This window comes from Enterococcus sp. 1001283B150225_161107_E12 (genome assembly GCF_015556925.1).
In the GTDB taxonomy this organism is placed as follows: domain Bacteria; phylum Bacillota; class Bacilli; order Lactobacillales; family Enterococcaceae; genus Enterococcus_B; species Enterococcus_B mundtii.
This window is the reverse complement of sequence record NZ_JADNNI010000005.1, coordinates 39,754-66,505: the sequence shown is the minus strand read 5'-3', so window position 1 is coordinate 66,505 and position 26,752 is coordinate 39,754. Positions and strand designations below refer to the sequence as shown.

The following is a 26,752-nucleotide window of genomic DNA, read 5'->3' as shown; positions in this document are numbered from 1 at the left end:
AGGATAATACTTATTTATTTCTCTTCATTTACCAGATGTGAGCATCCTAGTTTATTCTTTACTTTAAATTATTGATGTTATAATAATATGTATTCAAACTATATCTATCACTTAGGAGTTAACAAGTATATGAAAAACAAGTTTTTTTTAGCAATGATTAGTTTATTTTTTTTGTTTACGTTAACAAGCTGCAAATCAACAAGTACCACAAATACAAACTCTTCGGTAATCGCTAGTACAGTAACTACAGCAGATAAACCATCCGCAACACCCTCTGATCACTCAGATTCAGAGAGCAAATCGACAAACGATACGACAACACTTCACGGTCTAAACGATCCGGCCACAATCTACTTAAATGGAGAACCTGCAGTTACTATCGAAATTATTAAAGCTAGTGCGCAACCTAATGATATCATTCAAGAACAAGAGTACTTGGCTTACCCTATAGATACTATCATTAGACTTGATATTCGCATGACAAACCATTCAATAAAAGATTTTAATAATGGATCGAAGTTCTACAGAAACTTTGAGATTACTACAGAAGAGAACATCCATGTCGATCCCACAATGCAGAACCAACCAGGCAATCAACCGGGAACTGATCCATTAGAAGTTGGCGCAACAGGTGTTGTCGAGGCCTACTTTGTGCTAGATGAAGATATGAAAAACACTAATGTCCAAACAATTAATATCGAATACTATTATCTACGTGATTTACTTAACCCAAATAGCCAAGATTTTCGTTCGATAAAATTTAAACTTCCAGTTACGCATTGATATTATGAATAAAATCTCACTTAAGCTAACAAACAATAAACAAGTACCTTGTTCTTTAACAAGGTACTTGTTTATATTTATATATATTATTTTTTAATATATCAGTAAAGCTAGTATAGGATATTTTTTAATTAGTTAAAGATGTTCATCGCACTAATCAACATCTGGATATCTTCTGTATTTCCCGTAGGTATATTTATTCTCTGCGCATTATCGAGTATTTTCTGTTCTTCCTGCTTCATAATAACTGGATCATCTGACTGTTGAAAGTGACTTGGTACAGGATAATACATTATTGAACCATCATGGTTACTAGAATAAACAACTAACCCTTGATACCCATATTTTCCCGTTAAGCTTACCGTCTCTTGAGGATAAACTATACTATTCTCATCATAAGGATTAATTTTTGTACCCGCTGGAGAATGGTTAACAGTTAATGTAAAACCTGCATTACCTAAATCATTTTTATAAGCTGTACCATTAGTAGTTAACCAGACGCGTGCATATTCAATTTGTTCATCTGAGTAAACACTTAACGGATCATTTATGGATTCCGAGGGTACTGTTGAGGATGTTGCTGAATCCTCTGGAATCGTTGTTGACTGTTCGCTTTCAGTTATTTCACTCTCTGAGACAGTAGACTCTATTGTCTTGCTTTCTGAAAGAGTAGAAGTTGTTTCTTCTGATTTTTGAACAGTTGATTGTTGTGAATGATTCTCACTTGTATTAGATGAAGATTCTTTTTTATTCCTACTTTCAATTATTTGACCATTGGTGGATTGAACGGTTTCATTATTTTTTGAGCCACATCCTGTGAGAAGAATTAATAATAAAATACTGATTGGTACTATTTTTTTCATATTGAACACCTCTATTTAATTTATCAGTATTATTATAACGTATATTATTAATAACTTTTTAGTTTAACTAATCGAAGAAATTTACATGTACACTTAACTATTTTGAAATGAAACTACTTGATTTACTTAACCCAAATAGCCAAGATTTTAATTCAATAAAATTTAAACTTCCAGTTACGCATTAGTCTTCGATTGACTCCCTTATCTTTTATTTTGGTTTGCGTCATTGATTGATTTTCCGACAAAATAATGACAGTAAATCCATTGGACACTTGCTTTTATAAGCTACCTATATCATTACAATTGTTCACATTTCCCGAGAAATAAGGCGGCAACTACAAAGATTTTGTAGTTGCCGCCTATTGTTTGGAGGATACCTCCTATTGTTTCAGCTTCTGATCGATTTATTCTACTTCATACGTTGCTAATACTTGCAACACATTCGATGAACCACCAGGTGTTCCACTGCTTAATTCAACTGAGATTACATCGCCAGATTTATAATCAATTGTTTTACTAACTTTTACGTTGTCCTCTGCTCTTTCACGAACTGATCCATAATAAACTTTACCTTTATAGATTTCTGCGACATAGGCACCATTTTTACGAATGAACATTCGGTTGTTTCCTTCGAAACTTGCACGATCAAAATCAACGTCTAATCTGTTTCCTGTTAATTGAATATTCTTCACCGCATGTTCTAATAAAGAAGTGTCCACTGCTAAATCTTCTTCTAATGTGATCGATTCTAACAAGCGCTTGCCTGTTGAGCTGTGACCAGGTGAATTTGGTGCGGTATAGACTTCGATTACTTGTCCTTTGACACCGGAAATGCTACGACGTACTTGAGTACCTTCATCGGTTTTGCTTGTAAATGAATAGTAAGTTTTACCTTTATAGGTTTCAAAATGATAACGACCATCAACATAGACCATCAATCGTTCTGAACTGTTAAAACGTTCTGCATCTAAATTTAAATACGCATAAGCTTCACGATCTTGTGTTCCTACAGTCAATAAACTCGTTTCTGTTTTTTCTGGTTCTACTTGAATATTGTCAAATTTCGCCCAACCATTTCCTGTCGAAGAAAAACGAATGATGTATGTATTCTCTGTATCAGGGGTAGTAAATGTAAATTCTCTACGTGTCCAGTTTTCATTGTTGTGTGATGTTTCTTCTAACGAAATAAAACCTTCATCATGATTCATCGTACCAAATTCAACTTTTGCTGGAAAATCAGCGCTACCTGCTACATCATAGCCGAATGTATAGGTCGTGTTTGGTTTCAGTGCCAAATATTGATGAATGTTTTCTCCATAAGTAGCAACTGCATATTTATTTCCGCTTAACTCTTCGATTGTTGGATTCTGTGTACCTGGACTAGACACGATCCAATGGTTCAAACCATCATTGAAGTCACCGTTTTTGATTGTTAACTGTTCTTCTACCTGATTACTGACATTCGCCGAATCGCCTGTTGATTGGCTTGTCGCAGATGTCACGACCGGTCCTCCTAACGTAAGAAGTAACATGCTTGTTGCTGCAATTTTTTTCAAGTTGTTTTTTTTCATCTCAAGCTCCTTATTTATTTTTTTAGCGGATAATTCGTTATACAGTGAACCATAAAACATAATCTATCTCGCTCTCTAAAAAGAATAACTGATAAATATCTCAACAAGAAAACACTTTTTTCCGGAAAAATATTTTTATGGAAACATAACACTGAACAAAAATATGTAATGGATAATAATTGCAAAAAAATCAATAGCCCAATAGATTTATCGAATGATTTCAATTATTCTTTTTCTTGGATAAAATAAAAAAATACAGCACAAAGCTGTATTTTTTTGAATTTTATTTTAGAGATCATTCAAGAAGGTCATCTATCAGAACATAACGCATGAAGGTGTCACTCATAATATTATTTGTTATGGTTAGTACGTTGTTTAAAATGCTGGGATATTTGAGCCTTTTGAATTATTTTTGATGTAGTCAGCGACTTCTGGTGTAGTCATCGCTTCTTTCAACACCTTGATTTTCTCGCTATCTTTTTCTTCCTCTCGAGTAACTAATTGCAACGCATAATGTTTGCTTGCTGCTTCGTCTTCGAGTAACAAGGCATCTTCTGTCGTCAAGTTTGCTGGTTCCAAATATGCTGGATAACAAAAGACCATCGCAATGTCACTTTCATCATAAGCTTTTACTAGATTCAAAAGATCAATACTTTCAAAGGTAAGATTTTTAGGATTCTCTACAATATCTGCGACTGTACCATCAAAACCGATTCCGTCTTTCAATTGAATGACCCCATTCTCATTCAAAATCGCTAACGCACGACCTTCATTTGTTGGATCACTAGGAATGCCCACTTTAGCGTTTTCTGGTAAATCATTGACATCATCATATTCTTTTGAATAAAATCCGCCAGCAAAATAATAGATTGGTTGGACAGCTACTAAATCAGCGTCTTTTTCTTGATTGAATCGTTCCATAAAGGGTTCGTGTTGCGCAAAGTTTGCATCTGCTTCCTTATGTTGGACGGCATCATTATAAGCAACATTATCACTGACTTCCATGATATTGATCGTGTAGCCTGATTTTTCTACTTCTTTTTTAGCAATTTCTAGAATATCTTTTGAGGATTCCAATTGAACCGCTACAGTGATTTCTTTTTTACTTTCTGCGGTTTCATTACTTCCACCACAGGCTGCTAAGCCTAGAACACCAACTAAAGCAAATGCAAATAAATAAAACTTTTTCATAACTTTTCTCCTACTTTCGTTTATCTAATGATTGTGCGACAAAGTTTCCAAACATTTGTAAAATAAAGACCAAAGCGATCATGATCACAATAGCAACATACATGACTCCATACTCATACCGTTGATAGCCGACACGGACAGCAAAATCACCGATCCCGCCCCCACCTACGACGCCCATGACGGTAGAATAAGAGATCATACTAACTGTTGTCGTGGTATAAGCCAACACTAAGCCGCTTCGCGCTTCAACAAATAAGAAGTGCCAGATGTATTGAAATCGGGAAGCGCCTAATGAATTTGATAAGGCATAGATCTCTTCCGGTACATCTAACAACACTTGCTCCACTAAACGAGCAAAAATTGCGACTGCCACAATACTAAGTGGTATAGATGAAGGAACAGGTCCAAAGGCCTTTCCTAAAATCGATCGCGTCACTGGGATCAACGCAATCACTAATAAAAGATATGGAAACGAGCGAACGACCGTCACGATGAAGTTGAGCAACCAGTATAACCAAGGATGGGTCCCTCTAACCTTAGGATTTGTCAAATATAGACCTAATCCTACTGGCAAACCTCCCAACACACAAACGAACATGGAAATCGCCATCATGATGCCCGTTTCTTTCAAACTATTGATTAGAGACGGCCAATATTCAATCAATGCTGTGGGCAAGTTCATCAGTCAAACTCCTTTTTATTTTTTCAAAATAGGTTAGTTCCTCTTCCTCGTACTGTTTTGGGTCATTCGTCAATTCACCGATCAGATGCCCATTTTCCATGACTAAGATCCGTTTACATAAGCGTTTGACGGTTTCCAGTTCATGACTAACAAAAAAAATAGTCGGTTGAAACTCGGCATGTGTTTTATGTAATAAACGAACTACACTTTCTGTATTTTCTTCGTCTAAAGAACTCGTTGCTTCATCACAAAGTAACAAATGTGGATCCCTACTTAACGCTCTTGCAATAGAAACCCGTTGTCTTTCACCTCCAGAAAGTTTGACTGGATAGCTTTCTGCTTTATGACTCATGCCAACAAAATCGAGTAGATCATTGATTTTTTTAGGCTCTTTCTTCCTTTGTAACTTTAAAGGTAATGCAATATTTTCGTAAACACGTAAATTTTCAAGTAGGTTATGATGTTGAAAAATCATACCTATTTTCTGTTGTTGCTGTCGGCGCTCTTTTTTTGATAATGACTGAACATCTACACCATTTAGTTTGATCGTACCTTCAGTAGGCGTTTCCATCAAATTCAATAAACGTAACAAGGTCGATTTCCCAGAACCACTTTTCCCAACAATCCCGATCACTTCCCCTTGTTTCACCGTAAAACTAATCTTATGCAACGACTTGGTCTTTTCATACTGCTTCGACACATTTACTAGCTCGATCACATTTTTCCTCCAGTCTATAAATGCAATTAAAAGATTAACACAAAGAAAAAAACTGTATTAATTTTATTGTTAACCAAAGATTTATCTGAATTTTTAAAAGAGTAAATAAAGTACAAAAACTTCTATTTTTATAATCTATTAAAAGAAAGCAAAAAGCAACTTTTTTACTCACCAATAAATATGTACTGTTTTTATTTCTGTACTAGTAAGCTCATAAAAGATAGCTTACTTATTCATTTTCGACCAGTCTATCTTGAGATTAAAATATATTTTTTATGGGTGAACTCCATAATTTATCAAATCTAAAAACAAATTGATTTAGTATACTATTTTTTTTAATTTGAGAAAAAATAATAAATAGAGCGAAAGTAAAAAGATGTTATAATTTGGATATTGGATGGCTTATTTAATGATACACTATAGATTGGTTCGTTATCTTATATGGTATCAAAAATTAGATTATTGATACATGAACGAATGACAGCTATCCTGGATACAATTATTATGGATGAAATAATCGGGACTGAAAATTGTTTGGGGAAGTAGTTTTTAGTACTTTTCGTCCATACAGTGTTAATGATGTGCCACTTTTAGCAACACTAAAAACGAGAGCAGAACAAAACTGTTTACTCTCGAAAAAAAGCAGCAGCCCGTCAAATTTGATAGGCTGCTGCTTTTTTTGCTAGATTCAACGATCGTCAAGATCCAGTCATAATTCCATTAATTTTAAGTACGGTCAAAAATTCCTCTACATAAGCATCTTTTTCTTCATCTGTAAATTCTTTATCTAAACGATACTTGTTTCGCACAAAGGCTTTTATGTTTTCTTTCGTCGATTCAGCCTTTAACAAATCAAATATATCAATTGCTACGTCATTGTCTAAAACAAAACGTTCACTCTCAACCATGATGTATAAGTCATTCCCCATTTTTTCATAAGTAATGTTCTCATTGAGTTTCATGTCTTCCACTCTTTTCGTTATTCATTTGTACAGCTACGAACCATTTGATGCTTTAGGATTTCCTTGATCAAATTACACTCGGCTTCGTCTACACCTTGGGTATCATTGGTTGCATAATAATGATGTGCACGACATCCTCCACCGCATAAGTAGCGGAATGAACAATCGTTACATTTTGTTAAATGATTGATGCTTTGAGAGCGAATAAAAGCAATATTCTCTTCGCCAAAAACCTTGCTAAGTTGCTTTTCTCTAATATTTCCCAGTTTGTAGTCAGCAGTTTCTAACAGTTTACAGGCAAATATATCACCAACAGGATTGATTGCAAATTCTCCAACACCAAGTCCACAGGATTCTTTGATGGCGAAGGGTTTTAAAAATGGCGACCGATTTTTGTTCTTTTGTTTTAACTCGATTTCCGTTCTCTCACTCTCAGTTAAAGAAATCTCTGCCATTTTTGCACGTCCTAGTTCACTGAATCCGCCTAATTTATAATTGATGTTATTCTTCTTTAAAAATGCCACCGTTTCATCAATATTATTGAAATTATTATTGGTAATAATCGTATTGACTGCAATATTTGGATAATTCAAGTCTAATAGATTTTGAATCCCTCTCATTGCTATGCGATAACAACCTTTTCCTCTATTTTTATCATTTGCGACTTGGTCGATCGAATCTAAGCTGATGGTGATCGAATCACATCTTTCAGCTAGAAATGCTGCATCTTTTGCATTCCGTACTAAAGTCCCATTCGTGATCAAACCAATAGTTAAACCAATTTTTTTGGCATAATCGATATATTTTAGCGCATCCTTACTTAACCCAACCTCACCGCCAGTAAAGATAATTTTCTTTACACCACAATCCTTCAATTGATTGAGAACGTCAATCCATTCGACAAAGTTTAAACTATCCTCATATTCCTTTTCAGGACTGGCTTCTGCATAGCAGTAAACACACTTCAAATTACATTGATGGGTCATAACTAAATAAGCTGTCTCTGGTATTCCATGCTCCGCTTTTTCTACTTCAATCGGGTCCTCTAAAAGGATTTGAAACAGATCCATTTTTTTCTGGGTCGCCATTGGTAGATGCTTGTAATCTTGCTTTTTTATTTTGTTTAATTCTTCTTGATCAACTAATATCCATGTACTACGTAGGACATTATGTACGATAAATTGTTCATTGAATCGATAGGCATGAAGATTCTCTTTGATTCGGATAAAATCACCTCATTTTTTAAACCACAAGTTCGTTTTCGCAGGGTAAACCGAAGGGAGCGCCCACTTTCTGCACCAAAAATAAGTAGGAAGTGTTGATAAAAGCCCTTTCAAAAAGCTGAAATCCACAAAAAATTTCGCAGACCTCAGCTTGCTTGTCTGGAAGAGACATCACTGTCATGTTCTCTTTTTCACTTATGATCCTTGACCAGAAATAACACCACAAGCACATGGAGCTGTATATGCTCCCACAATTTTTTTCAATTCAGGTTTTTTAAACATTTGCACCCCTCCTTTATGTTATGAACTAGTGACATACAATAAACACAAGAATAAGGAGTAACAGAAACTATCTTCTTTTTCAGATTAAATTTCTAATCTACCACTTACCTTCTGCTTTAAGAAAAAAAATGAAAATATAGTTCACTTTTTTTCCTAACTAAAGTATAATATGTTTTATAAAATTTTGTCAAACATTTACTTAAGGGGCGGAAAAAAATGAACTTCCTTACAAAGAAAAGCTATATTTATATCTTTATATCAACGTTGTTAGTCTTAGTAACTGTACTAACCACCTTGATTGCACCATTTATACTGAACAGTATCCAAAGCTACCAAGCTTCCTCTATATTTTCTATTATTTTCCTAATAATCGGTGCTATGACACTTTCATATATTTTCCAAGTCTGTCTGATCATTTATCGGGAAAACTTTGCAGAAAAGTTCAATTTAACTTCCTTTTCCACTCTATTATCTAAAATATATACATTAAAATTTGAGAAATATATCAATTTAGAATCCGGGAATTTAGTTTCTCGAATTTTTCGAATCGTGGATACAACCTACACATTTATGACAACTAGCTTCTTTTTAGTACTAAAATCGACCATCTCTATTCTCATTGTCTTAAGTATATTTTTTTCACTTAATTCAGTAATTTTTTTAATCACACTCATCCTGATCCCAATCAATCTTTTTTCTTATATTTTTATCAATAAAACACTTAATTTAAGAATCAAGACAATGCAAGACGAAAATGCTCAAGCTCAGAAAGACTTGATTCTACTACTAGGAAACCCAGAACAATTTAAAATGTTGCCGAATTTTGATTTCGTGAAGCAGTTAACTTTCTCAACCATCAAAAATATGTATTCAAGTTTGGCATCAACAAATAAATTTGCCCAGATCACTAGTTATACTGTCTCATTCATCAACCAACTTTCTCAAAATATTATTTTTATAACGATCAGCTACTTGGTGTATAATCAACAGCTCCAGTTGAATAATATGATGGTAGTCAGTATACTAATGCCTATTTTCTTCACTTCCCTTTCTGATTTATCCAAAATCAATGTCGATTATCGAACGGTCGTGGCAAACCAACAATTTGTTCAAGAAAACTTAGAACTTCATCAAGAAGATTTATCTGGCACACCAATTGGCCAAATCACTAGCATTAAATTTGAAGATCCGCAAATCACGATGACATCAAATGCAAAAAGAATCCATCTATCATTGACTGAAACATTGAATTTAGGAGATATTTGTTACATCGAAGGTCCTTCTGGTTCTGGAAAATCAACCTTGATAAAATCAATATTGGGGTTTTATGAAAGCAATGGTCTATATATCAATGATCTTCCTATTGAACAATTAGACACAAGGTTAGTCAGGGAACAGATGACCTATCTCTCTCAAGCGACTCTACTCTTTTCAAATACTCTTGAATACAATATCACTCTCGGTCAGACGATTTCTGACGAGAAAAAAGAAGCGTTGAAACAATCATCACTTCTTGCACCGATTTTTAAAAACAAAAACTGGGATTCTTTGATCGTTGACAATGGCGCCAATCTCTCAGGAGGAGAAAAGCAACGTGTGTTTATTGCTCGCATGATGCTCCAAGACAGCAAGATATGGATTCTAGATGAAAGTACTAGTAGTATCGACAAAGACTCTGCGGATGCCATATTTAATACACTTATTAAGATGCACCAAAATAAAATTATTTTATTCACCTCCCATGATAAAGAGAATAAAGCTTTTGCGAATAAAATCATTCAACTGTCCTCTCATGTAGAGACGATAGATTAACGTTTAAGGAAGGTATTTTCAATGGAAAATTATTACTCTGTCAATGAGGTCGCTGATATGTTAGATGTTACCACACGTTCTATCCGCAACTACATTAAGTCTGGAAAACTGACAGGTTTGAAAATAGGAGGAAAATGGTATTTTTCAACGGATAATATTTTAGACTTTATTGCGGGCCATCAACTTGTTTTTTTTATGGACAAGAATGATTCTGCTATCAACAAATTACCTTATACACTAAGATTCAATCTGTATTTTGAACATGTTAGCTCTATACAAACATTTAAAGATAACATTCTTGACTACCATCAAGATGTTTATGCTAATGATCAAGACCGATTATTTTATTACCAAATATATAAGGAAAAACATGCAGAATTACTTTTAAGTGGAAGTTTTGACTATGTCATCAATTTTGGCAAATGGATCAATCATTTGTTGCAACAACAAACGGACATCTATGAAGTAACTTATACAGACGATTAAATTGTGTATCTGATCCTATCTTCTTAAAAATTAAGTAGACAGACGTAATCACACAATATGTAAAATCAAAAAACAAGAAAAGAGCCACAAAACCTAGCAACAGGTTCTTGTAGCTCTCTTCTTATCTTTTAAGGTTGAACACCTTTACTTCAAATTCAAGAAGCAATTATTACTCTTTTTTTGTTAACCAGACAGCTATTGTTGGCGAGTTCTCATCATAAGGACTTCCTTTTACATCCCCGTAAAACCCACTAACAACAAAACCAGCCGCTTCCATTTCTTTTTGCAGAGTTGCTTTTGTAAAATACGTCATCCATAAATAATAAGTTTTGGTTTCGTTCGCAGTAAGGATCGTCGTTTGTTCTAAAGTTACACGTTCGTTGTATTTTGTATTATATTGCAAGGCCACATGGGGTTCATCTGTCCAAAATCCTCCATCTGGACAAGTATCCCAAACTCGCTTTTCTTCAAATGATTGATGACTTGCCATCGAAAAAACATCCAATAGAACTTTTCCTGTTGGTTTTAGATGCTGATAAATTTTTTCCAATAATCGTTTTCTATCACTCGCTGATAACGCCCCAAAGTCACAATAGATCATCGTGATGATATCGTATTGTTTATCTAGATCCATTGTCAGATAATCTGCATAATGGTACGTAATCGGTAACTGTTGGTCTTCCGCAGATTTTTTGGCATATGCTATCGAACGCTTAGAAAAATCAAGCCCCGTTACTTCATACCCCAATCGACTAAATTTTTCTGCATAGATTCCCGGACCACAGCCAATATCTAATACCATTGGATAGGTTTTCGGCGGGATTACTGTATTGATCCAACGAACAGATTCATCAATAAACCCAGCTTTTCGACTTGCACCTTCAAATTCAGGGTCAAGATGTGCTTGTAACATTTGTTTTGAGATGTGACGATCATCCCAAAATGCGCCTTTCGTTTGTTGATAAAGTGTTGGTTGGTTTAAAAGTGTTTCAATCATTGTTTTCCATCTCCTCATTTTCTTTTTATAAATTTGAACAAAAGAAAAAAGCCGTAGATTTTACTCTACGGCTTCCCTGCATAAGGCGAAGATGCGAGTAAAATAAAATCAAATACATAGGTACGCTAAATAAAGCTGTGTCTCAGCTAATTTTTTAACCTATTGAATTGATTTTATTTACTCGCTTCCAGTCATACCCATGTTACTGATTATATAACATCTGATATGCCGGATTCATCACCTTTTTCTGTTAAATTTATAGTTTCATTCTATAGAGAATACCTGTAATTGTCAATTTTTTCTCTGGTGACTATAAAACGATCGTAAAAGAAGCGTATCTATAAAATAATAGTATGCCAAAGCATTTTTTTCCTAAAGGTGATCAATGTGTCCAAATGGCTCAGGCAACTATATTAGTCGTTATGAAAGGGGTGCGTTCAAGTAATGGCTTTATTTATACTCCCTGATTTTAGGCGGGATATACTGTTCAACAAAAGGCTGGATCTCTGTCAGTGCATCCGCAAACAAAATTTTATCGAAGTCTTCTCTTGTTAAAAAGCCTTGATCGACCATGGCTTGATACTGCTGCTTTAATGGATCAAAGAATCCTTGGTGATTCATTAACACACATGGATTGACATGCTGGCCGATTCTTCCCCAAGAAATTACTTCAGTAATTTCTTCGATGGTTCCAGGACCGCCGGGCAGTGCAATATAGACATCTGATAATTCAATCATTTTTTGTTTCCGTTCGTGCATCGACGACACGATCATCAAAGAGGTGACATCTTTTTTTGCTAGTTCTCGTTTTGCCAAAAAGTCAGGCATGATACCTGTCACTTTCCCTCCAGATCCTAGTACTGAATCAGCAATAATCCCCATCAAACCAGCATTTCCACCACCATAAACCAACTGATATTCATTCTTCCCGATCCACTCACCTAAGCTTCTCGTTACTTGTTCAAATTCTGGAGAATTCCCTTTGCTTGCTCCGCAATAGACTGCAATGTTCATTTCCGCAACCCCTTCCAAATTTTTTTCAGCTTATGCAATTATATAATTGAAAGGTGGTTAACCTCAACATGAACATGAAAGAATACAATGACTGGGTAGTTGATTTTTATAAAAAAAGAAAGTGGTACGACTACGATCCATTTATCCGTATCGGCTTTTTAACTGAAGAAGTTGGCGAAGTTTCAAGAGCGGTTCGAAGTCTCGAAATCGGTCGGGATCGTCCGGATGAATCTATACAAACAATTGATTTTTACAAAGAAAATCTGATGGAGGAATTGGGTGATGTCTTAGATAATGTTCTGATTCTTGCTGATAAATATGACTTAACATTCGAAGAAATCATTCATCACCACAAACAAAAACTAGAGAACCGGTTCAATATGTAGTCTTCTCACGATTCCATTTCCAATTTTTTTAGAAAAACCCTTTCCATCGTGCTATACTCTAAAGAAAAAGAATCTTGAGGTAAACACATGGCTATCTTTGAAAGTCTTAACTTAAATAAATTGTCTGCCGTTGAACAAGAGATTTACCGGTTTATCGTTAACAACCTTGAGAAAATACCTTATATGCGGGTACGAGATATAGCGACGGATGCGCATGTTTCTTCAACTTCTGTCTTTCGTTTTATCCAAAAAGTCGGCTTTGATTCATTTCCGGAATTTCGTTTTTATATTAAAAACCATTTGGAAAAAGCCCATTACGAAACAGATGACAAGCAATTAATGTTAGAAGAACGAATCAATCAGTTGAACATGACTATTTTTCATCCCGATATTGAATATCAAATAAAAAAAATGGCAAAAACATTACGTCAAGCTGATTTTATTCTATTTATGGGGATGGGAGCTTCGGGAGCATTAGCGCAATATGTGGCACGAAAATTAGCGAATATCGGTTATTTTTGTATTAGCTTAGACGAACTGACTTATCCGATTCGTAGTTTTTTGCGTCCAGATCAAAAAAATGCGTTAGTCTTTTTGAGTGTTTCAGGTGAAACAAAAGAACTAATCGAAGTAATTTCAGGTTTAGCTCATGCGGATAGCGTGCATAAGTATTGTATTACCGCTCATAAAGAAAGTTCATTGGCCCAATTGTGTGATTACTCAATTGACTATGCCATTAAAGAAGAACGGAAAGACATCTTTCTTGATTTGACTAGTCAGCTACCTTCCATGGCGATCCTTGAAACACTGATCGGTTATTTAGAGGATGAATGATTCACCACTCAATTTGGAACACTATGTTCCTACCACGAAATAATTTTCATTGTTCCAAATTTTTATCCTAAATAAGAATGCGCTTACTTTTCTTTCACACCTTTCGCTATAATGAATCCATCATATAGCGAAAGGTGTTATTCTTATGCAAAAATTCAATGATTTATTAGATCGAAGTCTTGTTCCTATTGCAACACGGTTAAACAACCAACGACATATTGCAGCCGTTCGAGATGCATTCATGCTTATTTTTCCATTAACGATTTCTTCTTCATTAGTCATCCTAGTCAATAATATTTTATTTTCAAAAGACAGTTTTATCGTGCAATTATTTCAACTTTCACGTATCTTTCCAAATTTAGAAAGTGCACAACAAGTCCTTGCTTCTGTAGCAAATGGCACAATCAATATCATGAGTTTGTTTATTGCTTTTTTAGTCGCTCAGCTTTTGGCAAAACATTTCGAAGCTGATGCAACCTTAGTTGGGCTAACTAGTGTCGCTTGCTTTATGATCTTTTACCCTACTTCTTTTGCAGTCGATGAAATGAATGTCATCTCGACGCAATATTTGGGTGCTCAAGGGTTATTCGTTGCGATGATTGTCGCTTGCTTGGTTGGAGAATTCCTACCGAAATTATTCAAAGTCAAGAAATTACAAATCAAGATGCCTGAACTCGTTCCACCAGCTGTTTCTCGCTCTTTTTCTGGGATGATCCCAATCATTATCGTTGTTTCTATGTCAGCTTTGATCAACTTCTTCGTCTTGATGATCGCGCCTGAAGGAATCAACGAGTTGATTTATGCCGGTATCCAAGCACCTTTACGTGACTTAGGTGGAAATGTGTTTGGTGTCCTACTCTTAGCTTTTATTCAGACACTGCTATTTTCTATTGGTATTCATGGGCCAAACACATTGAATGCTGTTCGTTCAGCGATTTTTACCGAGCAGGACTTAGCCAATCTCCAATTCATCAATGATGGTGGTTCGCTGTGGGATGTCCCTTACAAAGAAACCTGGGGCATCTTGAATGATATGTTTGCAAACATGGGTGGAACGGGTATGACCTTAGGCTTAATCATTGCGATTTTTATTGCTTCACGACGACCTGAATATCGCGAAATCGCCAAACTATCTTTTGTACCAGGTATTTTCCAAATCAATGAACCGATGATTTTTGGACTACCGATCGTCTTAAATCCAATTATGATCATTCCTTTTGTTTTAACACCGATGGTCAATATTCTGGTCGGTTACTTCGTCACAGTCGTCTGGCCAATCATGCCATCACCAGCGATTGGTTTACCTTGGACCACCCCAGGGATCATCAATTTGTTTTTAGGAACTGGTGGGAATATCATGGGAATTGTAATAGGCGTACTTTGTTTAGCGATTTCCGTTTTGATTTACCTACCTTTTGTCATGGCTTCCAACCGCGCACAACGCACAGAGATATAACTTAAGAATCAATGAAACTTAGGAGGAATTTGTATGAATAGAGAGTTACCCAAAGATTTTTTATGGGGAGGCGCAATTGCTGCTCATCAAGCAGAAGGTGCTTGGAATATTGATGGACGAGGTCCAAGTATCGCTGACGTTATGACTGCTGGCGGAAATGGGATTCCGCGGAAGATCACTAAAGGAGTCGTCGAAGGGGAATATTACCCAAACCACGAAGCCATTGATTTTTACCATCGTTACAAAGAAGACATCCAATTATTTAAAGAACTAGGCTTAAAATGTCTACGCACCTCCATTTCATGGAGTCGGATCTTTCCTACTGGTCAAGAAGAAACACCGAATGAACAGGGATTAAAATTTTACGATGATCTTTTTGACGAATGCTTAAAAAACGGGATCGAACCGGTAGTCACGTTGTCTCATTTTGAGATTCCTTATGCCATTTATGAAGATTTTGGTGGCTTTGCCAATAAAGCGGTCATTCCTTTATTTGTTAAATTTGCTCAGTGCGTATTTGACCGTTACAAAGACAAAGTAACTTACTGGATGACCTTCAATGAAATCAATAATCAGGCGGACGGACAAGAGCCCGTTCATGTTTGGACCAATTCAGCCATGATCATTGAAGATGACCAAGATAAAGAGGCCTTAGTATTCCAAGCAGGGGTCAACGAACTGATTGCCAGTGCTTGGGCTGTCAATGAAGGGAAAAAGATCAATCCCGATTTTCAGATTGGTTGTATGATGGCTTACGTTCCAATCTATCCCTACTCCTGTGCGCCAGAAGATATGATTGCTTCAGTCAAAGCAAATGAACGTCGTTTCTTCTACAGTGACGTCCATGTACGCGGAGAAATCCCTACCTACACAGAAAAGTATTGGGAACAAAAAGGGCTCACGATCGAGATCAGCGAGAAAGAACGACAAATTTTACGTCAAGGAACTGTTGACTATATCGGTTTTAGCTATTATATGTCGGGAACGATCACAACCCTTCCCGATGTTGAGGGCAGACAAACAGAAGATATTCCTTCAGCCAAACTAGTTAAAAATCCTTATATTACTGCTTCTGACTGGGGCTGGCCGATTGATCCTGTTGGGTTGCGTTATGTATTGAATACGGTGTACCAGCGTTATGATCTCCCACTGTTTATCGTTGAAAATGGTTTTGGTGCCTACGATCAGTTAACTGATTCAAATGAGATCCATGATGACTACCGGATCAATTATTTAAGAGAACACATCGAACAAATGAAAAAAGCAGTAGTTGAAGATGGCGTACCATTAATTGGTTATACACCTTGGGGAATCATCGATATCGTCAGCTTTGGCAGTGGTGAAATGGAAAAACGCTATGGCATGATCTATGTCGATAAAGATAATATCGGTAACGGAACCTTACAACGTTTGAAAAAAGATTCCTTTGCTTGGTACCAACAAGTGATTGAAACAAATGGTGAACAGCTTTAGTAACGAACAAAGAAAGAAAGAAAGAAAGAAAGGCGATCCGACTTCATTGTCGTGACCGCCTTTCTTTGTTATGTTTCATATTTTTCTTTCACAACTGCTAAGTAATGTTGCAGACCGATATTCATTACCCAGGCTACGCCTAGACCAATGAAACTACCGATGACGATACCAATAAAACGATACTCGATCAATGAGATCAAGTACGTGTTCCTGACCAGTGTCGAAAGCATCAATGCCATGGGATTCAAGAAAATATTCGCCACTGCATAATTTCGAGCCACTAAAAACTGAGAAATACCATAAAGAAACGTAATTAAAAAAATCGTTTCAAGTTGGGAAAAAGGAATCAGTGATAAGACAGCCGATAAACACAACCCTAACATCGAACCAATCAAATATTGCACTTGCCGATGTTTCATCGCATCTAAATTCTCAGCCAATAAAATCGAGGCACAAGACAGTGTCAGCCAATAAGGATTTTTCATGTTCAAGCCATGGCTAACATAAACGGAAAGGAATAATGCAGCGCTGTAAAAAATCGAATCAATGATCACTAAAGGTTCTTGGTGAAAACGCTCCTTCAAGGATACCTTTATCACTTCCTGTTCCGGGCGTGAATCCATTTTTTTCGTTAGAAATGCAGCAATCAAAGCAAACACAACACCCATAAAGAAAAAAGAAGCTACTGTCGGCAAATGGGAAAATGGAACGGACATACTCGTTCCCATAGCCGCTAACATCGCAAAGAATAAGCCCCCTGGTTTAGAAATATGGAACAAACGCAAAATAAATCGACTGAAAAAAGCAACTGCTCCAACAGCAAATGGTTCAAGCCAGATGACATACGTCGACAATAGCCCTAATGTAAAAGCCAGTAATAGACCGCAACCAATCAAAAATAGGCGCTTTAATAATTGCTTCATCGGAATGTTCTGGTAGTAAAAGAAGGTAAAGATACCTAGAGAAGAGAAACTTGAAATCAAAAAATTATGATTGATGTAACCGATCCATAAAACGAGAAAGATCATCACCATCAGATTCATGATACGAAATGGATTTTCTTGAATTTTGTTAAATGTAAAATAAGATTTAACCATAAAAAACCTCCTTATTTTGAAATGTATATAAAAATCGTTTTCGCCTTAAGGATGTCTTGTCTATTTATAAGAAGTATCAAAGAAATCAACTATTAGAAGTAAAAGGAGAGTTTTCCAGAGAAAAATTTAAACGAATTTACTTTATCTAGTATAACACCAATTTTCATCGCTTAAACAGCCAGAAATTCCCACCAATCATTAAATAACTAATTAAATATTATAATTAATTAATAATAACCACCATTATTTGTAATAATATAGATAGTTTTAGCTATCTAAAATTAAAAGCTTTTCATCTAGTCAAAGAATTTGTGAAATCTGCTTTATTTTTTTGTATTTTAAATTTATACTATGAAAGAAATCATTTTTAATAACAAAAAAAAATGAAAATTTATTGTTACATAAAGTTTTTTTGATTTTAACATCAGACATATACGTTGGAGAACACAGAAAGGACAAAAAGTAAGGAAAATGAAGAAAATTATTTTAATTATCAGTAGCTTGTTTGCATGTGTCGGTTTATTTTCTTTTATTCATTTTTTGAATTCTCCTGTTCGAGATGTTACCTCCAAAGCTGAAATGATCCAAACAGACGAAATTAAAATGGAATATGTTCCTACAAAAAATCAATTATTGAAAAGCATTGGTGACTCGGTCGATTTTTTAGGCATCTACGAAGTAACAGAAATCAATTTTAATGATACACCCCATATCGTACTAACAAAAGAAGATGAAAATGAACTATCGTTTGAAATCAGAGTGACTGATCCAAAAGAGCAATCGTTCTCGATTCCAGCAATAAAATTCTCTCCACAAAACATTCATGTTTCTGATACATTTGGCATTGCGAAAAAAAATGATCGTTACTTTGCCTATAAAAACAATGTATCCATTGAAGGAGAACCTTACAACACACGCTGACATACCCTACGGGGGTAAATATAGATTTATATTTATACTACAAAAAAGCAAACTGAAACGAAGAAATTTCTCTTCCTTTCAGTTTGCTTTTTTTGAGTTCCAACGAATATCTGTCCATCCTTTAGTATCGATTTATCTATGTTATTTAAAATAACAACAAAGAATAAATGTGCTTGTTATCTAAATTTTTGATCTACTAACGAGTTATCCACAGTGGATAACTCATTAGCTCTTTCTATTTGTCCACAAAATCCGTCATCTTTGACCTTGTGATCGATCGAGCTCAGGTTTGTTTACTTCTTTGTATCGTCTATCCTTTAAGCGTGACGATGACAGTAAGTAAAACTGATAACAGGAGAACGAGCAAATTACACCTCGATTGCTCTACATAAATAAGTACGGTAATAAAACTTGTAATGATTGCTGGATAAAATTTTTTTCGTTTTCTCATATGCATCCCTCTTTAACTATCATTGTGCCTAAAAAATTCGACTGTTTTTTTATTTTTTACTTATGTTTCTGTTAAATTTTTTTATAATCGTTAAACGAGTCAAGAGCATACAAAAAAACACAGAACAGGAAAGGAGTATTCCCTAACTATTCTGTGTCTTTTGATTGACTATGTTATTCAAGTATCTAGCGATAGTACGCTTCAATTTTACGACTTGGGATCAACCAAGTAACCAAAATCAAGACATTGACTATTAACACGGCGATGGGCGCAATCAAATATCCCAAAATCAATCCCACGACATTCAAACCAATAGATACGTAGGATTTACGATAATTGCCAAACAACTCTTTGATAGATGCATTCTCGTCTTCTTCTGAGGCAACTAATGTCCTTGCTAACAAATAATACGTGAGATTCGCTCCTAATATCACTATACCATAGGTCATTTCAGGGACAAGACTGTTACTGTATTCGCTGATCCATGAAGTAACGAAAGGAAACAGCGACAGGAAAAAAATAAAAAAGCTATTCACCCAGAGCACTCGCCCATTCACTTTGTGGACGGCTTGAAACAAATGATGGTGGTTATTCCAATAAATGCCTAGGGTAAAGAAACTAATGATATAAATAAGAAAACGTGGCGCAAGTGCAACTAGCGCTTCCAAGGTATCTGAGTGTGGTTCATGTAGCTCCAACACTAAAATCGTCATAATAATAGCGATCACGGCGTCTGTAAAGGCTTCTAGTCGATTTTTCGGCATGACTTTCCTCTCCTTTCGCTTCATTTTATTCGTAATAAGGGCAAAAAAGCAACCTTTTCACACCAAAGTAGCAAGTAGAAATCGGGCTCTGGGTGGAGGTTAAGTCAATCAATCCTTGCTATACTTACTATATAGAAAACAGCAAGCGTAACTTCTATTGAGAAGTTTATCAAACGAGAAAAGAGGCGATCATCATGCAAAAAAGAAATACGTTTCAAACAATCATCCTATTAGTGGTAGGTTTCGTCGTAGCTAGCTTTGTCCTCAATCTATTCGTTGGCGTGATCAGTGGTTTATTATGGTTAGGTATTAAATTGTTGATTCCAGCAGCCATTGCGATTTGGTTAGTCCGTTGGATCACTCGCACCACGCAACAAAGAAAATACTACTAATACTATTTTCCTAAATGAAAAACAAAAAGAGGCAGAAAATTTCTGCCTCTTTTTTTACTTCTTTTAAATGATATATCATTTAACCTAATGCTACATCTAAGATCATCATGATAATAAAACCAGTCATAACACCAAAAACTGCATAGTGTCGTTTACTTGAAAGTGTTTGTTGCGCTTCAGGAATCAGTTCCTCCACGACGACGTAAATCATTGCACCCGCAGCAAAAGCTAAGGCATAAGGTAGTAAGACTGCAACTTTTGTCACTAAGATTGCCCCGATGACTCCAGCAATCGGTTCAACCACTCCTGAAGCTTGCCCATAGACAAAAGCTTTTGTTCGACTTAATCCTTCTTGTCGGAGAGGAATCGAAACAGCCGCACCTTCTGGAAAGTTTTGAATACCAATACCTAGCGCAACAGAGATCGCTGCTAGCACCGCAGTCGTTGGATTATCTGCAGTTGCCGCTGCACCAAATGCAACACCTACTGCTAATCCTTCTGGAATATTATGCAAGGTAATGGAAAAGACAAGCAAAATCGTGCGTTTTAAATGTGTTGGTAAGCCTTCTTTTTCGTGTGCTGGACCAAAATGCATGTGTGGTAAGGTTTTGTCGGCAATGTATAAAAATAATCCCCCTAGCCCAAAACCAATACTCACCACAAGCCAAGCAATATCACCATTTTCTTCTGCTTTTGTGATTGCCGGATCTAATAAAGACCAAAAACTGGCGGCGATCATCACACCCGAAGCGAAACCTAACATCAAATTGAGTACATCTTTTTTGATTTCTTTAAAGAAAAATACTAAGCCAGCCCCAAGCGCAGTCATAAAATAAGTAAATGCCGTACCCGTCAACGCTTGCTGCCAAGGTTCTAGCTTCAGTAACCAATCAACCATACAATTCCCCTTTCACCTTTTTATTCTTACTCTAGCATATTGCCAAAAATGTGACTACTATTCTACTATTAATCTGATGATCCTTTATTCTAAGCGGTTATCCCCTCACGCTTTTCCAATCATTCCCAAACCACTTATGGTAAAGATCATCAACGACTTGAACATTTGTAATCGTCATGTTTGGATCGACCACCGTATCTTGCTTCTTACCTGAGGAAAGTAAATCGGCGACATGACGGATCTCAAAGACAAATTCACTATCCATTGGAAAATCTTTTGTTAACACTTCTCCGTTGTTCATCTGGATCGTATAATGGTCTGTTTTCCAATAGTTAGGGATGATGATCGTGCCCTTTTCTCCAATGATGGTATACGTACTAGTAAAATCCATTTTTGTCGTAAGGAATAAACTGATGAAAAGGTCTTTCTTCTTCAGGTTCACCATACACTCTTCGTCCGTCAGACCTTCTCCATGTTCTACACATAAGCCGTTATATTCATCAAATCCTGTGCCAAATAAATATTGACTGACACTTAATGGGTAAGAGGCGTTGGAAATCAATACGCCACCTCCTTGTTCCATCTTCCAGAACCAAGGAATCTTCTCTGAACCCGGTCTTGCATCACGTATCTCCACTAATTGAACGTTTCCGATTTTTCCGGTCTCAATGGTTTTTTTCACATCTTCGATCGCAGGTAGAAATAGGGCTTTTTGTGCTTCCATGAGAAAAACCTTGTGTTCCTTAGCCAAGGCATAGAGTTCTTGTGCTTGCTCCGAATGTAGCGTAAAAGGCTTCTCCAAAAGCACATGTTTCTTTGCTTGGATCGCGGCTTTCGCAGCTGAAAAATGCAAGTGATTGATCAATGGAATATAAATCAGTTCTATCTCGTTATCAGAAAGTAACGCTTCGTAACTGCCATACGCTTTTGGAATACCTAACTCTGTGGCTAACTGTTGCGCCTTTTCTAAGCGACGTGTCGCAATCGCTACAGCTTGTGCCACGCCACTTTCTTTGATCCCCTCCACAAAACGAGGTACGATCGAGGCACCGCTCATAATCCCGATTTTCAGCATACTCTTCCTCCTAACATTTTGAATCCACTATAACATAGTTTCACACATTACTGGCAATTCACTCTACTTGGTTGAAAGTCGCTTTAGTTGGGCTTTTGATAAGGAAGATTTATACTTTAGACAATAAATATAATTTGTTTTTTTAAGGAGTGGATCAAAATGTCAACGATAAATGCCGGTATTGCCATGGTAAAAGTGCTTGAAAGCTGGGGAGTTGATCATATTTATGGGATTCCGGGTGGTTCGTTCAATTCCATTATGGATGCGTTGTACCATGAAAAAGACCAAATCGATTATATCCAAGTACGTCATGAAGAAGTGGGCGCGTTAGCTGCCGCAGCGGATGCCAAATTAACAGGAAAAGTCGGAGCTGTCTTTGGCTCAGCTGGTCCTGGAGCCACCCATTTGATCAACGGACTTTATGATGCCCAAATGGATCACGTCCCAGTTGTCGCCCTTTTAGGACAAGTGGCTTCGACTTCTATGAATTATACTGCCTTTCAAGAATTAAATGAAAATCCAATTTTCGCTGATGTTAGTGTTTATAATCGGACAGTCATGACACCAGAAAGTTTACCTTATGTCGTTGACGAAGCGATCAAGGCAGCTTATGCACATCAAGGAGTCGCTGTTGTGACGATTCCAGTTGATTTTGGTTTTGAAGAAATCGAGTGGCAGGATGTTTCTAATGCTTCTACGTATAAAACAGGGGTGATCCTCCCTGAGATGGAAGACGTGAAAGCAGCCCTTCCTTATCTCGAACAAGCTCAAAAGCCTGTCTTGTTCATCGGTCAAGGTGTTCGTCATGGCTATGATCAGATCAAGAAATTTACCGAATATTTCAAAATGCCAGTGGTTGCCTCTGTTTTAGCAAAAGGGAGCGTGCCAGATGAAGACAAAAATTTTCTTGGATTTGCAGGTCGGGTAGCGACAAAACCTGCGAATGAAGCGTTGGCAGAAGCCGATTTGATTTTATTTGTAGGAAGTGACTTCCCTTTTGGGCGGACGTTCTTCAATCCAGAAGCAGCCTTTATCCAAGTCGATATTGATGCCGCCAAATTCGGCCGCCGCCACCACACCGATTTAGCTATCTTAGGTGATGGTAAAACAACGTTAGAAAACCTAGTTGAATGGGGGAAAGAACGCTCAGAAGATGCTTGGTATCTAGCCAATCAAGAAAATCTTCGCAATTGGCGACGTTGGTTAACGTCGTTTGAAGAACCCACAGAGCAATCGATTCGACCAGAAGCAATCTATAAAGAAATCAACCGGATTGCTGAGCGTGATGCTATTTTTGTGACAGATGTTGGAAATACGACCATTCATTCGATCCGTTTGCTGAACATGACTGGTGAGCAGTTACACACTACTTCTGGTTGGTTTGCAACGATGGGCAACGGTGTACCAGGAGGCATTGCTGCTAAATTAAGTTTTCCGGAGAGACAAGTCTTTACTTTAAGCGGAGACGGCGGTTTTGCCATGGTGATGCAAGATATCTTGACCCAAGTCAGCTATCAGTTGCCAATCATCAATGTCGTTTTCTCAAATGATTCATTCGGATTTATCGAAGCAGAACAAGAAGATACTGAACAACAAAAATTTGGTGTTTCCCTTGAACAAGCTGATTTTGGGAAATCCTGCGAAGCCTTAGGTGCCGATGGCTTCACGATCACGCACTACGAGCAATTACGCCCTGCCTTCAATGCTGCAGCGGCATCTGATCGCCCAGTCGTGATCGACGTCAAGATCCCCAACAAACGGCCCTTACCTGTCGAAGACTTACACTTAGACCCAAGAAAGTATAGCGAAGAAGAAATTGAGCGCTTCAAAGAAAAATACGAAGTACATGATATGCCGGTGCTTCATGAAATATATACGCATCATCTTTCTAAACAGTTGTAAAAATCCAGTAAACCACAACCTAGTGAGAAAAGATCCACCTCAAATTGATAGGATTTGAGGTGGATCTTTTTCAAATTTCATACACTTATTTTATTACTAATCATCTAAACGCATAAACAATCTGATTGATCCCAACGACCATAAAGTAAAAACCAACTAAAAAACTTAGCGTCAACGCAGAGGATAAAGGATTGAATAATAAAATAATACCTAGTAAGATACCCAATACATTGATGACTACCGTAAACCAATAATGTCCTTCACTTATTCCTCTGAATAAATCAGCAGTAAATAAAGCCAAAACAGAATCAATAATAAACCAAACAGCGAAGACAAATGGTAGTGCAACTACCCCAGCACCAATATTGAAAATGAAAAAGATCCCAATCAATAAATCAATGATCCCAATCACTATCGGCATCTTCCCTTTATATCCTGTCAGTTCTTTTACTCGACTACGTAGAAATAACTCAAATAATCCTTTTAGGATCGCAAAAATAGCAAATACAATAACGATAGCAACTAAGTTACCTACTGGATCGCGAAAAGAAATCAAGGAAACTAAAACAAATAATATCCCTAAAACGAGTGAACCCCAATCAATTTTTCTACTTTCTTTCATTTTAATCCCTACTTTCTTTTAATCTATTTCTATCTTACGCCCCCATTTAAATAACTTCAAAAATTTAGCATTTATGAAAATGCTTTAGTTGTAAAAAAACGGTTTATCTCTTTTCTTCTTTTGATTGTTTCACGTGAAACGTAAAGAATTACTGATTTCCTTGAAACTTTCAACATTCCCCTATATAATTCTAGAAGACTTGGCAAATATTATAAACATAAAGTGAGGAAAAAAATTGATTACTGTAAATGATGTAAGTTTGCACTTTTCAGATCGCAAACTATTTGATGATGTTAATATAAAATTCACTCCCGGCAATTGTTATGGCTTAATTGGAGCAAATGGCGCAGGTAAATCAACATTCCTTAAAGTATTATCAGGTGACTTGCAACCTTCAACAGGCTCTGTCACATTAGGTCCAGATGAACGTATGGCTGTTTTGAAACAAAACCACTATGACTATGAAGAATATACTGTGATGGAAACAGTAATCATGGGCCATAAACGTTTATATGAAGTAATGAAAGAAAAAGATGCCATCTATATGAAAGAAGATTTCACAGATGAAGATGGGATTCGTGCGGCAGAATTAGAAGGCGAATTTGCAGAATTAAACGGTTGGGAAGCAGAGCCAGAAGCAGCAGTTCTACTTCAAGGATTGAACATTCCTGAAGAATTACATCATCAATTGATGAGCGAACTAACTGGTGGACAAAAAGTGAAAGTGTTGCTTGCGCAAACGCTATTCGGTAAACCAGATGTTTTACTTCTAGATGAGCCGACAAACGGACTAGATATCCAATCGATCAACTGGTTAGAAGAATTTTTGATCGAATTTGAGAATACAGTGATCGTTGTTTCCCATGACCGTCATTTCTTGAATAAAGTATGTACCCACATGGCAGATTTAGACTTTGGAAAAATCAAACTTTATGTAGGAAACTACGATTTCTGGTTAGAATCAAGCCAATTAGCAACTAAGTTACAAGCAAATGCCAATGCGAAAAAAGAAGAACAAATCAAAGAATTACAAGACTTTATCGCACGTTTCAGTGCAAATGCGTCAAAATCAAAACAAGCAACATCCCGTAAAAAAATGTTAGAAAAAATCACATTGGATGATATCCAACCTTCTTCACGTCGCTATCCTTTCGTTGGATTCAAACCAGAACGTGAAATTGGAAATGACTTACTACAAGTAGAAAACGTTAGTGTCACAATAGATGGTAAAAAGATTTTAGATGATATATCATTTACATTAAACAAAGAAGACAAGGTAGCATTCGTTGCTGAAAACGATATAACAACTACAACCCTGTTTAAAGTTATCATGGGCGATCTAACACCAGATACCGGTACTGTCCGTTGGGGTGTAACAACTAGCAATGCTTATCTACCAAAGGATACAACGAAGGAATTCGATACGGACTTAACGATTCTTGATTGGTTACGTCAATATGCAAGTAAAGAAGAAGACGACAATACGTTCTTACGTAGCTTCTTAGGTCGTATGTTGTTTTCTGGTGAGGAAGTATTAAAACCTGTGAATGTTCTTTCTGGGGGCGAAAAAGTTCGTTGTATGCTTTCTAAATTGATGCTTTCAAAAGCAAACGTCCTTGTCTTGGACGATCCAACGAATCATTTAGATTTAGAATCAATTACTGCATTGAATGATGGTTTGATGGCATTTTCAGGTTCGATCCTATTTGCTTCTCATGACCACCAATTCATCCAAACGTTAGCAAATCGTATCATTGCTGTTTCTGATAAAGGCGTGATCGATCGTGCAGATACGACGTATGATGAATTCTTAGAGAACAAAGACATCCAAAAACAATTAGAACAATTGTGGAACTAATATTCCAAAAATAACTATAAAAACAGCTGTACAACGTGA

The 26,752-nt window shown here is 36.5% G+C and carries 25 protein-coding genes; 11 read left to right on the top strand and 14 right to left on the bottom strand.

The window, feature by feature from the left end; genetic code table 11:
- Window positions 1-129 precede the first annotated feature (129 nt).
- Window positions 130-783, top strand: coding sequence for a hypothetical protein (locus I2F89_RS05655; protein ID WP_195513727.1), 654 nt, complete (start codon window positions 130-132; stop codon window positions 781-783).
- Between the two features lie 131 nt (window positions 784-914).
- Here I2F89_RS05655 and I2F89_RS05650 read toward each other — a convergent pair whose 3' ends face one another.
- The 7 genes from I2F89_RS05650 to I2F89_RS05620 all read right to left on the bottom strand — a co-directional run bounded on the left by I2F89_RS05650 (window position 915) and on the right by I2F89_RS05620 (window position 7,858).
- Window positions 915-1,646 (bottom strand): hypothetical protein, encoded by a 732-nt coding sequence (locus I2F89_RS05650; RefSeq protein WP_195513725.1) that lies wholly within the window; start codon window positions 1,644-1,646, stop codon window positions 915-917.
- Between the two features lie 404 nt (window positions 1,647-2,050).
- Window positions 2,051-3,217 (bottom strand): carbohydrate binding domain-containing protein, encoded by a 1,167-nt coding sequence (locus I2F89_RS05645; protein ID WP_195513723.1) that lies wholly within the window; start codon window positions 3,215-3,217, stop codon window positions 2,051-2,053.
- Window positions 3,218-3,592: 375 nt separating this feature from the next.
- Window positions 3,593-4,408, bottom strand: coding sequence for a MetQ/NlpA family ABC transporter substrate-binding protein (locus I2F89_RS05640; RefSeq protein ID WP_195513721.1), 816 nt, complete (start codon window positions 4,406-4,408; stop codon window positions 3,593-3,595).
- A gap of 10 nt (window positions 4,409-4,418) precedes the next feature.
- Complete coding sequence (locus I2F89_RS05635) at window positions 4,419-5,090, bottom strand: methionine ABC transporter permease (protein ID WP_062805922.1); 672 nt, start codon at window positions 5,088-5,090, stop codon at window positions 4,419-4,421.
- The gene (locus I2F89_RS05630) at window positions 5,065-5,808 is read right to left on the bottom strand and encodes an ATP-binding cassette domain-containing protein (RefSeq protein WP_074801101.1); all 744 of its coding nucleotides are present in this window, start codon (window positions 5,806-5,808) and stop codon (window positions 5,065-5,067) included. The genes I2F89_RS05635 and I2F89_RS05630 overlap by 26 nt, the downstream gene beginning before the upstream one ends.
- Before the next feature lie 698 nt (window positions 5,809-6,506).
- Window positions 6,507-6,770 (bottom strand): hypothetical protein, encoded by a 264-nt coding sequence (locus I2F89_RS05625; protein ID WP_071867635.1) that lies wholly within the window; start codon window positions 6,768-6,770, stop codon window positions 6,507-6,509.
- 17 nt (window positions 6,771-6,787) lie between these two features.
- On the bottom strand, window positions 6,788-7,858 hold the full coding sequence (locus I2F89_RS05620) for a radical SAM/SPASM domain-containing protein (RefSeq protein WP_115357067.1): 1,071 nt from the start codon (window positions 7,856-7,858) through the stop codon (window positions 6,788-6,790).
- Between the two features lie 1,158 nt (window positions 7,859-9,016).
- Here I2F89_RS05620 and I2F89_RS05615 point away from each other — a divergent pair.
- Together I2F89_RS05615 and I2F89_RS05610 are read left to right on the top strand one after the other, a co-directional pair.
- Entirely contained in the window at window positions 9,017-10,087 is a 1,071-nt protein-coding gene (locus I2F89_RS05615) for an ABC transporter ATP-binding protein (protein WP_229078051.1), read from the top strand.
- A 21-nt stretch (window positions 10,088-10,108) separates the two neighbouring features.
- On the top strand, window positions 10,109-10,573 hold the full coding sequence (locus tag I2F89_RS05610; protein ID WP_071867639.1) for a helix-turn-helix domain-containing protein: 465 nt from the start codon (window positions 10,109-10,111) through the stop codon (window positions 10,571-10,573).
- Between the two features lie 169 nt (window positions 10,574-10,742).
- Here the strand turns inward: I2F89_RS05610 and I2F89_RS05605 are convergent, their stop codons facing one another.
- Together I2F89_RS05605 and I2F89_RS05600 are read right to left on the bottom strand one after the other, a co-directional pair.
- Window positions 10,743-11,570, bottom strand: coding sequence for a class I SAM-dependent methyltransferase (locus tag I2F89_RS05605; RefSeq protein WP_071867640.1), 828 nt, complete (start codon window positions 11,568-11,570; stop codon window positions 10,743-10,745).
- Between the two features lie 450 nt (window positions 11,571-12,020).
- Window positions 12,021-12,584, bottom strand: coding sequence for a TIGR00730 family Rossman fold protein (locus I2F89_RS05600; RefSeq protein ID WP_071867641.1), 564 nt, complete (start codon window positions 12,582-12,584; stop codon window positions 12,021-12,023).
- 68 nt (window positions 12,585-12,652) lie between these two features.
- Between I2F89_RS05600 and I2F89_RS05595 the strand changes: the two genes are divergently transcribed.
- From I2F89_RS05595 to I2F89_RS05580, 4 genes are all read left to right on the top strand, one after another.
- Window positions 12,653-12,970, top strand: coding sequence for a MazG nucleotide pyrophosphohydrolase domain-containing protein (locus I2F89_RS05595; protein ID WP_086335267.1), 318 nt, complete (start codon window positions 12,653-12,655; stop codon window positions 12,968-12,970).
- 87 nt (window positions 12,971-13,057) lie between these two features.
- The gene (locus tag I2F89_RS05590) at window positions 13,058-13,804 is read left to right on the top strand and encodes a MurR/RpiR family transcriptional regulator (protein WP_019722675.1); all 747 of its coding nucleotides are present in this window, start codon (window positions 13,058-13,060) and stop codon (window positions 13,802-13,804) included.
- 145 nt (window positions 13,805-13,949) lie between these two features.
- Window positions 13,950-15,260 (top strand): PTS sugar transporter subunit IIC, encoded by a 1,311-nt coding sequence (locus I2F89_RS05585; protein WP_019722676.1) that lies wholly within the window; start codon window positions 13,950-13,952, stop codon window positions 15,258-15,260.
- Between the two features lie 33 nt (window positions 15,261-15,293).
- The gene (locus I2F89_RS05580; RefSeq protein ID WP_161642281.1) at window positions 15,294-16,733 is read left to right on the top strand and encodes a 6-phospho-beta-glucosidase; all 1,440 of its coding nucleotides are present in this window, start codon (window positions 15,294-15,296) and stop codon (window positions 16,731-16,733) included.
- A 68-nt stretch (window positions 16,734-16,801) separates the two neighbouring features.
- Here the strand turns inward: I2F89_RS05580 and I2F89_RS05575 are convergent, their stop codons facing one another.
- Window positions 16,802-17,830, bottom strand: coding sequence for an FUSC family protein (locus I2F89_RS05575; RefSeq protein ID WP_071867644.1), 1,029 nt, complete (start codon window positions 17,828-17,830; stop codon window positions 16,802-16,804).
- Window positions 17,831-18,301: 471 nt separating this feature from the next.
- Here I2F89_RS05575 and I2F89_RS05570 point away from each other — a divergent pair, with 471 nt between their 5' ends.
- Entirely contained in the window at window positions 18,302-18,751 is a 450-nt protein-coding gene (locus tag I2F89_RS05570) for a hypothetical protein (RefSeq protein ID WP_019722679.1), read from the top strand.
- 636 nt (window positions 18,752-19,387) lie between these two features.
- Here I2F89_RS05570 and I2F89_RS05565 read toward each other — a convergent pair.
- Complete coding sequence (locus tag I2F89_RS05565) at window positions 19,388-19,966, bottom strand: TMEM175 family protein (protein WP_071867646.1); 579 nt, start codon at window positions 19,964-19,966, stop codon at window positions 19,388-19,390.
- 194 nt (window positions 19,967-20,160) lie between these two features.
- Here I2F89_RS05565 and I2F89_RS05560 point away from each other — a divergent pair, with 194 nt between their 5' ends.
- Window positions 20,161-20,358, top strand: coding sequence for a hypothetical protein (locus tag I2F89_RS05560; RefSeq protein ID WP_065096712.1), 198 nt, complete (start codon window positions 20,161-20,163; stop codon window positions 20,356-20,358).
- A gap of 79 nt (window positions 20,359-20,437) precedes the next feature.
- Here I2F89_RS05560 and I2F89_RS05555 read toward each other — a convergent pair whose 3' ends face one another.
- Both I2F89_RS05555 and I2F89_RS05550 read right to left on the bottom strand, forming a co-directional pair.
- Complete coding sequence (locus tag I2F89_RS05555) at window positions 20,438-21,256, bottom strand: ZIP family metal transporter (RefSeq protein WP_019722681.1); 819 nt, start codon at window positions 21,254-21,256, stop codon at window positions 20,438-20,440.
- Window positions 21,257-21,353: 97 nt separating this feature from the next.
- Window positions 21,354-22,331 carry a Gfo/Idh/MocA family protein gene (locus I2F89_RS05550; protein ID WP_195513719.1) on the bottom strand — a complete coding sequence of 326 codons (978 nt, stop codon included), beginning with the start codon at window positions 22,329-22,331 and terminating at the stop codon, window positions 21,354-21,356.
- 159 nt (window positions 22,332-22,490) lie between these two features.
- Here I2F89_RS05550 and spxB point away from each other — a divergent pair, with 159 nt between their 5' ends.
- On the top strand, window positions 22,491-24,233 hold the full coding sequence (spxB, locus tag I2F89_RS05545; protein ID WP_195513717.1) for a pyruvate oxidase: 1,743 nt from the start codon (window positions 22,491-22,493) through the stop codon (window positions 24,231-24,233).
- 100 nt (window positions 24,234-24,333) lie between these two features.
- On the opposite strand, the gene I2F89_RS05540 is transcribed toward spxB, so the two are convergent.
- Window positions 24,334-24,855 (bottom strand): HdeD family acid-resistance protein, encoded by a 522-nt coding sequence (locus I2F89_RS05540; RefSeq protein WP_019722684.1) that lies wholly within the window; start codon window positions 24,853-24,855, stop codon window positions 24,334-24,336.
- 235 nt (window positions 24,856-25,090) lie between these two features.
- On the opposite strand from I2F89_RS05540, the gene I2F89_RS05535 reads away from it, so the two are divergent.
- A complete protein-coding gene (locus I2F89_RS05535) occupies window positions 25,091-26,713 on the top strand; it encodes an ABC-F family ATP-binding cassette domain-containing protein (RefSeq protein WP_010734549.1) in 1,623 nt (540 codons plus the stop codon).
- The last annotated feature ends 39 nt before the right edge of the window (window positions 26,714-26,752 follow it).